The organism is Pseudarthrobacter sp. 10T415 (assembly GCF_056394175.1).
The window spans coordinates 1-12228 of the sequence record NZ_JBFTHJ010000022.1; the positions used below are offsets into that span (position 1 = coordinate 1).

The following is a 12228-nucleotide window of genomic DNA, read 5'->3' on the forward strand; positions in this document are numbered from 1 at the left end:
GCGCTGCTGTCGGCAGAGAGCGTGTGGGGCCTGCAGATCGTCAAAGATGTTGGCAAGAAGCCGGGTACCGTCTACCCCATCCTGGACAAGCTTGAAGCTGCCGGATGGGTCCGGGGCGAATGGGACGCCAGCGAGGAGCGGAAAGGCCCCCGCCGCCGGTATTACCGGCTCCTGGCCGAGGCCCGCCCCCTTGCCCAGGAATACGTTGCGACGCAGAAAGCCAAGACGCCACCAGTGCAGGGACGACCGTCGCCCGCGCTTCTCGAAGGTCGCTGGAGCGGGGCATGAGCGTCGGCGACGCCCTCCTGAACCTGTGCCTGATGGTGACACCGCCCCCCTGCGCGCGGTCCGCGAAGAGCAATGGAGGGCCGACCTTCGCGACGGCCCGTCCATGGGCATTTCAGCGGGTTCCCTCCTTGCGGCGGCCGCGCGTTCGTCGGCCACCGCAAGGGTCCAGGACATGCTTTACCGCGGCGGCACCGTGCTGGCGCGCATCAAAGGGGGAAACATGAAGATGACACTGGGCATTGCCGGCGCTGCTGCATTCGTGGTGGCTGGGACGGTCTTTGGCGTTCAGGCCAGCAACTCGGCCGGGGAGGCACCCGCGGCTCAGACGCCTGTGCATGACCTGCAGATCCAAGGATACGAGGGGTGGTGGAACTCGACGCCGGCAAACGGCGACACCACCGGGCTGCCGGCAGAGACAGTTACCGTCAACACCCGCACCGGAGACGTCATCGACGTCTTCAACCGGGCCAAGAACAGCACCCTGGCCTCGGATGTGGATTACACGCCCGTCCCGGATCCGTCCTGGCCGGCCAACTCGATCATCATCATTGACACGGCCTCCGGACAAATAATCGAAGATTTCCTGGTCGACGACAAGGGCTCCCCACTCGACGAAAACGGCAAACCCCTCGGATCCCCTGGCGCATAGAGGTCGCTGAGGTCTGACCGGTACGGCAGCCGCTCACTAGCCCGTTTCGAGTGCAAACCGGTTCTGACTTCTACCGCCATCAGCCCGACAACAGAAGCCGAACGTCCCACCGGACCCACTAAAGGACCCCACTCCCCCAGCTTTACAGAATATCCATTATCGGCGTTTCAAAACGGCTAGGGGAGAGGTTCCGGCAGGGGCCGTTTACCGGCGCACAGGCACCCGGTTCCCTCTCCACCGAAGCAGCTACTGGCGCGTCCACGACCTGTTCAGCGTCCGGCCCTGGACGAGCACGAGGGGCGACGGTTGATCCGCGACCTCGCCGAACTTGCCGCAACCCGCCGGCCCGAGACTTCCTAAGAGGATCACCACCTGGCGTGCGCTGCACCATGAACGTACTGTCCACAGCGGGTGTCACGTGTCTCGCCAAGCTGCTGACCAGTACTAATAGCGAGATATGTGATTGTACGGTCTTTGAACCCCTTGCTATATTCATCCTGTCAGCGCGCCTTCAGTGCGCGCAGACTCTGGAGTTGGGGGCTTCTTCTCGGACCTGGTGACGCTTGCGTTACATCCGTCGTGGGCGTCTGACAAACGACCACGTCACCGAGGGGAGCGCTACCCTGTTGAAACACTCAAACCAACCGGGGCGCGCTGCTGCCCGGTCGGGCGCGCGGCGCGTGATCCGCGTCATCTCCGCCGCGGTCGCCCTGGTGGTCATGTTGGGCGGATGGGGGGCAGCTGCGGCCGCCTTGCCGGCCGAGGCCAGCCTGCTGCCCGCCCCGGCAGAGACCCTGGCGCTACCCGAATCCCCTGAGGCAGCCGACGGTTCCGCGCTGTCCACGTCCGGTCCGAAGCCCGGGCCGGCTCCTGAGCATCCGTCCACCCAGCCGGAAACCCCGGAGAAGCCGACACTGGACGGATCTGACCCGTCCACCACCGGCCCTGTTCTGGGAACGGAACCCGTTCCGGCGGGTAACGCGGCGGTCCCGGGCACCGCCCCCGAGGTGCCCGGTGAGGAATCGGTGGCCGAATCAGGCCGGGCTCCGCCCCCTACAGCCCATACAGCCCAGGCGATCGGCCCCTTCGCCCAAGTCGGTCTTCTTGCTGCGGGGGTTGCCGAGGCACCCCGCCAGGTGTGGTTTGAGGCCTTCGAACAGGGACTGATCAACACCGCCAGTGGACTCCCTGCGTACTCCGGAGGCCAGTACACGGCATCGACAGGCTGGCTAAGCGGCACCAACTGCACCGGTGTTCTTCTGAATTATTCCGCCCCGTACCCGAACCCGGCTTTTTGTCCCACGCAAGCAAATGGCCTTGGGCAGTCTTCCCTTTCTGCGCGGGACACCCGCCGTATGGCAGATGTCCTCGGCCAGGTAGCGGCAGGGGTTCCGGGTTCCGCTTCCGCCACCTCACCGGCCAACAGTTCTACTGCTTCCACGCAGGGTAACCACGCCCTGGTTGCCCGACCCTACTCAACCGTCGCCGGCGGCACGACGGTACTGCAGGCCACCAACGGGACCGGTGTGACCGCCCCCGATTCCCGGTTCTATGCGCTGGGCATGAACGCCGTCGGCGCGCAATGCGGGACGAACAACGCATCGCTTTCACTGAACCTGGTGTCGGGGGCAACCACCCTGCTGGCAGGGTTCGCGTCCCCGGTTATCCCCTGCACGAGCACGGGCAACGTCTATTACACCTCCCCGGTTCTTCCCACTCTCGGGACCATCTCCGGGATCCTCGACCCGGTCTGGTCGGCCTCCGTACGCGCCGGAACCTACAGCGGGACGAACACCGCCCTCCTCACGCCCGCACAGATCTCCGCTGCCAGGGTGCAGCTCGTGAACACGGTGACTGGTACCGGCAGCGGATTCGGTGTCGACAACCTCCGCGTCCTTGATGTCACCCCTGCCCTCGATGCCGCTTTCGAGACGGGCCCTGCGACGGCGACCGTCCCGACCACGCTGACCTACACGGTCACCAACACCAGCGACCTGCTCGCCAAGACCGACTGGGGATTCACCACCGCACTGCCCTCCGGGCTGACGGTCGCGCCGACCCCGGCGGTGGCCGGCACCTGCACCAACGCCGCCGGCACCGCTTTCACGGTCACCGCCGCGGCAGGGTCGGGCAGCATCACAGCGGCCGGCGGTGACCTCACCGCGGGCACGACCTCGTGCACGATCTCCGTTGATGTGGTGGCCGCCAACGCCGGAACCTACACCAGCGGCAGCGTGAGCCCCGCCGGGCTCATCACCGCCCAGCCCGCCAGCCTCACGGTAGCGGCCGCGACGACCATCACGGTCCGTAAAAACCTGCCCGCTCGCACCACGTCAACGGACCAGTTCACCCTGTCACTCCAGAGCGGGACCACGGTCCTGGCCTCGGCCACCACTACCGGCACAGCGAGTGGTATCCAGGCCGCGCAGATCAGCCGTACCGTTGTGCAGCCCGGGGCGACCTACACCATCCACGAGGCCCCCACCTCGGGTGCAGGGCTCGGCTACGCCAACAGCTACGAGTGCACCCGGTCCGGCACCGTGATCGCCTCCGGGGCCGGGGCCGCCGGCGCCATCACCATTCCCGATGAGGTCGGCATCGACGTCGTCTGCACCTTCACCAACACCGCTCAGGCGGCACGGCTGTTCTGCGACACGAACCATTTCTACTCGATCACCGCCGCGGGCGCCCTGGAACAGGGCGACATCGTCTCGGGGAACCTCGCACCTGTCGGTAGCTGGGCCGGTGTCACGGCCGCCAACGCCCTCGGCGTCGGCGCGGACGGGAATCTCGCCTACGCCCTGGACCGATCAGCGGACGCCAGCGACGTCGCCTCCATCCTGAAGTGGACCCCCGGCGGCGGCTTCCAAAAGCTGGCCAACACCGCTTACACGACCGTCGCCGGCGGAACCCAGATCGATGGCAGCATCGTGGCCGGCGCCATCGACCTTTCGACCGGCAGGTATCTCTTTGGCACCTTTGCCAACTCGCAGTTCTACCTCTGGAGCTTCACCGAAGCGAACCCTGCCGCGACCCGCTTCGCGTTCGTCGGGGCCTTCCCGACCGGCTCCGCACCGAACGGCAACGGCGACATGGCCTTTGACGGCCGCGGAAACCTGTACGTCGTCGGCGCGGCCACGGTCAACTCCACCAACAGCGCCACGATCTACACCGTCACCGCTGAGTCTCTTGCCGCGGCATCCGGCGGCACTCTGGCTGTGAACACATCCACGGTCAAAGCAACCACCGGCACCGATGCGGCGTTCGCCAATATCAACGGCATCGCGTTCTCCCCGCGGGGCACCGTCTACCTTTCCAACGCCGGCAGCGCGTACGAATTCGATGCAACGACCTGGCGCCGTGTGGCCGGCACCCCGCGCGTGGCGGTGAACTCCGTGGACCTCGCCGGCTGCTCCTCACCGCCGACAATCACCGTGCAGAAGAACGTCGTCGGACGCCAGGCGGCCAGCGACCAGTTCACGCTGACAGCATCCGCCGGGTCCCCCCTGGCAGCATTCGCGACGGCAACGACGGCCGGCACGGCCACCGGGCGGCAGGCCGCGCAGATCGGGCCCTTCCCAACCCAGGCCGGCGCCGCGATCACGATCTCCGAAGCCATGGCCACCGGGTCGGCCTCGGCCATCAGCGCGTACACCACCCTGTTTGAGTGCTGGGCCGACGGTGTGCGGCTGAGCACGGGCACCGCCACGACCGGGTCCGTCACGATGCCGAACAGGCTCAGTGCGAACGTGACCTGCACGTACTTCAACTCCCCCGCCCCGGTCTCCACCGTCCGGATCACAAAGACCATCCGGGAATTCTCCGGCCTGACCCGTCCCGGGGCCGACTGGAGCGTGGGCACCACGGCGACGGCAACGACCGGCACCGCGACCGCCCTGCCGGGCGGGGCACCCCGGCAGCAGACCGACGCTGCAGGCCAGGCCAGCTGGACCATCCTCTTCGGCTCGGCAGCATCCCGGGCAACAGTGGTCGTCTCGGAAGTCCAGCAGGACGGCTTCGCGTTCGTCAGCGGCGCCTGCACGGTCAACGGGACGGCCCGGCCGGCTACCTTCACCCAGGCCGGGACCGTGATCAGTGCCTCCCTGACCGCCATCGCCCCCTCCTCGGCGGTCGAATGCACCCTGGTGAACCGGCCCACCGCGTCCCTGACCCTTGTGAAGGAGGTGGCCTACGGATCCGCGCTCCCGACGGACTGGACCCTCAGCGCCACCGGCCCGGCCGGGGCGTTGCCCGGGCCAGCCGGCCGTAACGGCACAGCAGCAGCCTCCGGGGTTCCCGTCACCCCCGGTGTCCCCTACCGCCTGGCAGAAGCCGGCGGCACCGGCACCTACGTCCAGACCGGGACCTGGCAATGCCGGACAGCAACCGGCGCCACCGTGGAGGTCACGGCCTCCGGGGACCTCACCCCGCCCGGCACCGCGACGATCACGTGCACGGTGACCAACGCGACGGCGTCCATCACGCTGCTGAACCAGGTGATAAACCCCCGGCCCGGCTTCCAGGCCCCCGACTGGAGACTCACCGCGACCCCCGCACCGCTGCCAGGGGTGGCCCTGCCCACCGAGAACCGGCCAGGGGCCGAGTACGCCGCTGCAGGGAACCCGGCGAACACCTTCGAGGTGCGGCCGGGACACAGCTACACCCTCGCCGAAGCCGCCACCGACCCGACACGGCGGCTCGCGTACCAGGAACTTCGCCTCGAACGGCTCACAGGGTCAGTGTGGACCCCGGTGACCTCACGAACCATTTCCGCTCCGGCGGCCGGGCAGACCGCGGTCTACCGCTTCGTCAACGCCCCCGTGGAGCCGACCCGCCTGCCGCTGACCGGCGGCACGAGCGCCGACGCGTTCTACATCGGAGGAGGGGCGCTGCTCGTTACAGCCCTCGGCCTCCTGCTGTGGAACAGGCGTCGAAGAATGCGAGGCGCCTTGCAGTGAACCCCCTGCTCTTTCGCCCCGTCCCCTTTTGGTCTCACTAACTATCCGCATCCTCACCTCACATAGGAGAAAACCCGTGTCCATTCCGATCCTCGGACGGCTTTCCGCCGCCGTCGGCGTGCTGGCGCTGACGGCAGCGGCAGCTCTCGTCTCCGTCGCACCGGCGACGGCCGTCACGCAGCCCGGCAACATCGACCCGGCCATCGCCCGCACCCTGACCATCCACAAATCCGCGCTGGGCCCCAACAATGGCCAGCAGATCGGCACCGGCCAGGAAGTCACCGTCCCCGGCACGCCGCTCTCCGGTGCAACCTTCACCGCCGCCCTGGTCCAGGGCGTGGACCTCACCACCACCGAAGGCTGGAACGCTGTCTCCACCCTCACCCCGGCGACGGCCGCCTCACGCGTCACGGCCGCCGACACCTACACCGCCACCACCGGGACCAATGGCGTGGCGGTCTTCAACAACGGCAACACCCTCCCGATCGGTCTGTACCTTGTGACCGAGACGGAACTGCCGGTCGAGGCAACGAACCCGTCCGCGCCCTTCCTGGTAACCCTTCCGTTCCCGACCGGCCCGGGCGGGGCACCGTCCAACCAGTGGATCTACGACGTTCACGCGTACCCCAAGAACGCTGTCACCGACCTGACCAAGACCCGCGTCCCGGCGCCGGCCAACTCGGTCGAAGCCCGCAACCCGGACCTGATCCGGTGGGCCATCAACTCCGACGTCCCGACCCTCGCGGCAGGCGACGCCCTCACCACGTTCACGCTGACCGACACCCTGCCGGCCGAACTGACCTACCTTGGCACCGGCCCGACCGGGGTCGCCCCGACAAGCATGCGGGTCGCGAACGCCGCCGGCGTCACCCAGAACTTCGTCGACGGCACCGACTACACCCTCACCTACGACGCCGCCACACGCAACGTCACCGCAGCGTTCACCCCGGCCGGCCTCAACCGCCTCAAAGCCCTGCCCGGCGGCGACGTCACCCTCACCGTGCTCAGCCGGGCAATCACGATCCCGGCGAACGGCATCATCACCAACACCGCCACGTCCGTCGTGAACGACGCCACCGAAACGGTCACCGGCAGCACACCGATCGGCCAACTCACCGTTTACGCCTTCCAGGACGAGAACGGCGTCCGGACCCCCCTGGCAGGTGCCGGCTACCAGGTGTTCCTTAACCAGAACGACGCCAACCTCGGGCAGAACCCGGTCTCCATCAACGGCACCCTGACCTGGACCACCGGGGCCAACGGCATCGTCGCGATTCCGATCATCACCCCGGGCAACTACTACGTCCGCGAGATCACCCCGCCGGCCGGCTTCCAACTGCCGACGCCGGCGCAGGTGCAGACCCAGGTCGTCGCCGGTCCGAGCTCCACCACCGCACCGGTGCAGAACTACGTCGAGTTCGAACACAACCAGGTCCCGGCGTTCGCTCTGCCGCTCACCGGTGGTGACGGAGCCCTCTGGTTCACCGTCGGCGGTATCGGGCTCATCGCCCTTGCCCTCGGAACCGGAATCGTCTCCGCGCGCCGCCGCCGTGCCACCCTGGCACCCGCCAGCGCGTAACGTAGCACTGTGAAAGCGAAGGCGGGACGTCAAAAAGGCGCCCCGCCTTCGCACTTCCCCGGCAAAGAATCAGCCACATTACCCCCCGACCCGTCCACGCATCAGAGCAGGCGCGGACGGCGCAAGCACCTTCGATGGCGCCTCCCGGCGCTTCCGCTGCTCGTCGCCGTAGCGATGGTCGCCGGCGCCGCGCTTCTCCTCTACCCGTCCGCAGCGGCATGGTTCAGCTCCGTGGAACAATCCCGCGAGATCGACAAACTCACCCAGGGAATCAAGGACCTTGGAGCAGAAACCCTGCACGAACGGCTCGCCCAAGCCCGCGAATACAACCAGAACCTGAATGGCGGCGGCGCAGCCGTCGCCGCGAACGAGCGGCTCCCGCTCGCCAACGAACCCGCCACCGATACCGGGCCAAAGTACCTCGACATGCTGCGCGGAGACTCCGAAGGCCTCATGGCCCGCATCAGGATCCCCTGGATCAAACTGGACCTGCCGATCTACCACGGCACGAGTAACGCCGTCCTCGAACACGGCATCGGTCACCTCGAAGGCACCGCGCTCCCCGTGGGTGGCGCATCGACCCACGCGGTGGTGACCGGACACAGAGGCCTGGCCACCTCCGAACTCTTCAGCAACCTCGACAAAGTCACCGTCGAGGACACATTCACCATCGAGGTCTTCGGTGAGATCCTCTCCTACCGGGTCATCGAAACCATCGTGGTCGAGCCCGATGACACCCAAAACCTGCTCATCCAGCCCGGAAAAGACCTCCTAACCCTCGTCACCTGCACACCCCTGGGCATCAACAGCCACCGCATCTTGGTCACCGGCGAACGGGTCATACCCACCCCGCAGGAAGACGTCGACGCGGCCGGCGAAGCCCCCGACATCCCAGGGTTCCCTTGGTGGATGGTGATCGCCGGCGGCGTAATCGTGGGCGCCGGATCCTACGTGTGGATATCAGGACGGCCGCCACGGGCCCTGCAGCTCCAGCGTCAGCACCGACCTTAGATGCCAAATGCTGTCCAAGCACGTCCACGGGTAGCGGCAGGATACCTGGGCCGGTGGCGTCCGGTTCCGCCTAAACAATGCGAGAACTTTCTCCCCGGGGTTTCTAGCCCGAAGAGCTTACCCGGCTTAGGTGACAACACGCCGGAACTGGACGAGTCGCATCGCCTTTACACAATCTGCATAATGGGGCGTTTAATCCGAGTGCTCACTAGATGGGGAGACACGCATCTGGTCGAGGATTGTTCTGCAGCGTTATCGCCCGAAGCCGCTGCAGCGACGCCGGAGGCCGTGACTAACGGAGCGGGGAGTTCCTGTAGGCGGAATCGTTACGCGTACGGAGCCGAGATATCCTCGATGAGTGGCTAAGAGGATAATGGCGGAACCGGCTTTTTTCATCCTCTCAGTCCTCGCCCAAGGTTCCGCCCACGGCTACATGGTCATTTCAGAAGCAAAGAAATTGTCCGGTGGACGCGTCAAACTACAGTCCGGCGCCGTGTACGCGACCTTGCAGCGTCTCCATAGACAGGGGCTTGTATCCGTTGCCCGCGAAGACTTCATCGATGGCAGGCTGCGGCGGTACTACGACCTGAAGGACGCGGGCGCAGCTGCTCTCGCAGAAGAAATAGCTCGGCTCGAAACAAATCTCGCAGCCGGAAAAGCTTCCCTTGACCGTCGTGCGCCACGGCCGGAAAAGGCTGGAGCAGCGATAACGGGTAAACCACTCCTCGGCGCGGTCAACACATAGCCAGGCCCTCAGCCCTAAAGACCCCCAAGCGCACGCCTGGGCGCTGCTGCACCGCCCGTCTTGGACTCCGGTCCGCGGGCGGAACTAAATGGAGCTCCTGGCATCCGCGTCCGGGCGTCCTCCGGCAGCTCCTTCAGGACGATCACATCGGCGACCCGCGGCAGTTGTGAGATGCGCGCTTCCAACTACGGCTGGACCTACGTAGCAGCCAGCGGTCATTGGCTGGGCGACTCAGAAGGCCTCATGGCGCACCCGGATCCGCTCCATCAAAGTCGACTTGCTCATCTACCACGGCACGAGTGACGCCGTCCTAAAACACGGCAAGAGAAGCCCACGGCAATCATCATTGAATCCAGAGTTTCAAGCCACAACGGACCACGTAAGTAGAGGCTGAGAAGCGACAATCATTTCCGGACGCCTCGCAGCGGGCGTAAGAATATGGGGCCGGCGTCGGAAGGACCACTGGTGCCCCCCAGTACCAGCATTGGCTACTGTCATCGGCACAATCATCACGCCTTCATCCCCTCCTGCCCGGCAGCGGTCGAACCGGGAACAGCCCTGTCACGAGGTAGACGATCAATTCGCCCAGAGAACCTGTCGAAACCGAAGATCCGCCATGTTCTCTACTGAACGTGACTCGTGCGTTCTTTGCTGCCTTGGCCCCCTGACCTCTTAAAGGATTTAGTGCAGTATCCTTCCCGGAAGGACACCTTTTCCAGAAAGTCTGAGGGGACACAGACACCATGAAGAACGGCACTCTAACCAACGAAACTGGAGCCATCACCATTGGCGCGGCCTTCTTGCTGGGCGGCCGGAGCACGGGCACCGGCGCGGCAGCGGCATGATCGACAAACTGAGCGCCCTCCCGGGTGCCAAGCTCGCGTTAGGCGCATTCATTCTTACCGTCCTGCTGGGCCTCGGCGGCGCGGCCGCGTCAGCCCTCTGGCAACAAACCGCGACAGCCACCATGACCGTCACAGCCGCGCCCTCCTGGCCCGGGGAGATCACCTTCACCAGGTTCACCTGCACGAACGACAGTCCTAAGAAAGTTGCCACTCTGACCGCCATCGGCGCCAGTAAGCCAACATCAATGACGTACTCGGCACTGCAGGTGGACGGAACCTACGGCCCCTCCTACGACGACGCTGTGTCCCTGGGTACGGCGAGCACCGTGACCATACGCATGAACTCAAAGATCATTGCCGACAACCGCTCCACCTCGTTGCTGACCATCCGTGTGGTGGCCACCTACGCCGACCAAACCCACAGCACCGGGACCGCAGTCGTTGGGCTGGAACAAGGCAACAGCAGTGACAAGGTCACCTGCATTTCCACAAACACGTAGCTTCCCTCATATACCGACGGATGCCCCCGCGAGCTACCGTGCTGAGCGTCGGGAAGCGCTCCTCAACGGCCAAACTTCTCGTTCCGCGAACAGTGAATAGCCCCTTTGCTGGGCGATGGTGTTCAGCGGGGCGAGCTGTTGAACTACAGCCCGAATGACCTGCCCACTCTCTCTTCTGGGGGATTCCCGGCGCCTGTCTGGGCGAATACAGCGAAGGTCCATCGGCCTTCCGTTTCCGTATTCGCTTCAGGTCTCGATCATGGCGTCTTGTCGGCTCAGCGATTCGCTGTGCACTGGGACGCAGGGTGGGCGCGGCTAACTGATATGGGCCCGCGGGGGGCCGCAGGCACCGGTCCGGGGATACCCGGAAGGTCCCGGCCTGTTGGGAGCGGGACCTTCCGGGTAGGGTGCTGGCTGCCTAAGAGGCTCATGTCAGCCATCGTTCCCAGGACCGATGGGCGGGCCGAGGGCGACGTTGACACCCGATAGCCCTACTATCCACCTACCTACGCGTTTTGGCGAGAACCCATCGGGCGCTTCATTTTCTGGGCCGGGACCAAAGCGTTGAATCGGGGGGATGATGCGAGCCCTCACGGGACGCGGGAGACCAGTCAAGAGGCATCGCAGCCGTCACGATTTATCACGGAAATTGATCGGGCGTCCCGCGAGTGGTCGGGCAGGGGCAGATTCAGAACGACCCGTATCGTGCCGTATTTCCACAGCATTTGTAAACCGCTCAAAGTCGAATTTGAAAAACTATCGACGTGTTTTGACGGATAACAACCGCACAGCACGAAAAGGCAGTGAATGTTACTGAATTGCGGGCCCGACAGGCACCGTTTGAATGATATTCCCGCCCCCGCATTGGACTTATCTGCAGGCTCAGGTAATGCTGGTCTGCCTCGAACAGCATGGCGGACATTGATCAACCCGCACGCAGGCTTCGTGCAAGGTTGTATCAAGATTCCCGGCACCCTTCCGCGAGGAGCCAACCCGAGAAGTTCCGCCCCAGCAGGCCGTTGTCACTGGTCAGCGGGGTAGACGTGACTGCGCCGCAGCACCAGTCCTGTGGATGGCACTGCTCGAACACCTCCGACTCCAGCTGGCTGATTATTCTCGCCGAGGCCCGAAAGCGACGGTAAGCCGCCTTATTATTTTCGCTTTTTCCATGGCTTCTCAACGTGTACTCAGCTGTCGCGCAAGCAAACCAAGTAGTGAAATTAAAAGGTCCGGCTAAAAGACAGGTACCGCCTCTTGTTGCCGCCCAATATTGTTTTCCGATATTCCTTTGTTATCGAAGTTTCCAGCCGACCCGATCTGGGGGACGCGGGCCTCGACACTCATTGGAACTCACCAAAGGAACACAAAAATGAATTCACTCATGGTCTCCATGATCGCCTTCACCGCCGGCATCAAGACCCGCCTGTTCAAGGAAGAGAAGGGTGCAACGGCCGTCGAATACGGCATCATGGTCGCCCTCATCGCCGTCGTGATCATCGCAGCTGTCGTCGTGCTCGGCGACCAGGTCGCCGATGCTTTCGACAAGATTGTCGTCAAGCTCGGCGGCACGGCTCCGGTCCGGCCGTAACTGAACCGCAGCGCCTGCCGGCTGTCCCGATGCCGGGACAGCCGGCAGAGCCGGTACGGGACGGG

At 65.0% G+C, this 12228-nt stretch carries 8 protein-coding genes; all 8 read left to right on the forward strand.

What is annotated here, in order from left to right:
- A partial coding sequence (locus AC1DBN_RS19315) for a PadR family transcriptional regulator (RefSeq protein WP_477723717.1) occupies positions 1-288 on the forward strand: 288 nt, incomplete at its 5' end.
- Positions 289-313: 25 nt separating this feature from the next.
- The gene (locus AC1DBN_RS19320; protein ID WP_477723951.1) at positions 314-937 is read left to right on the forward strand and encodes a hypothetical protein; all 624 of its coding nucleotides are present in this window, start codon (positions 314-316) and stop codon (positions 935-937) included.
- A 626-nt stretch (positions 938-1563) separates the two neighbouring features.
- Entirely contained in the window at positions 1564-5895 is a 4332-nt protein-coding gene (locus AC1DBN_RS19325) for a DUF7933 domain-containing protein (protein ID WP_477723952.1), read from the forward strand.
- Positions 5896-5971: 76 nt separating this feature from the next.
- Positions 5972-7474, forward strand: coding sequence for a SpaH/EbpB family LPXTG-anchored major pilin (locus AC1DBN_RS19330; protein WP_477723953.1), 1503 nt, complete (start codon positions 5972-5974; stop codon positions 7472-7474).
- 174 nt (positions 7475-7648) lie between these two features.
- On the forward strand, positions 7649-8485 hold the full coding sequence (locus AC1DBN_RS19335; protein ID WP_477723954.1) for a class C sortase: 837 nt from the start codon (positions 7649-7651) through the stop codon (positions 8483-8485).
- Positions 8486-8843: 358 nt separating this feature from the next.
- Positions 8844-9230, forward strand: coding sequence for a PadR family transcriptional regulator (locus AC1DBN_RS19340; protein ID WP_477723955.1), 387 nt, complete (start codon positions 8844-8846; stop codon positions 9228-9230).
- Positions 9231-10071: 841 nt separating this feature from the next.
- On the forward strand, positions 10072-10575 hold the full coding sequence (locus AC1DBN_RS19345) for a hypothetical protein (RefSeq protein ID WP_477723956.1): 504 nt from the start codon (positions 10072-10074) through the stop codon (positions 10573-10575).
- 1369 nt (positions 10576-11944) lie between these two features.
- Positions 11945-12163 carry a Flp family type IVb pilin gene (locus tag AC1DBN_RS19350; RefSeq protein WP_477723957.1) on the forward strand — a complete coding sequence of 73 codons (219 nt, stop codon included), beginning with the start codon at positions 11945-11947 and terminating at the stop codon, positions 12161-12163.
- Positions 12164-12228: the final 65 nt, after the last annotated feature.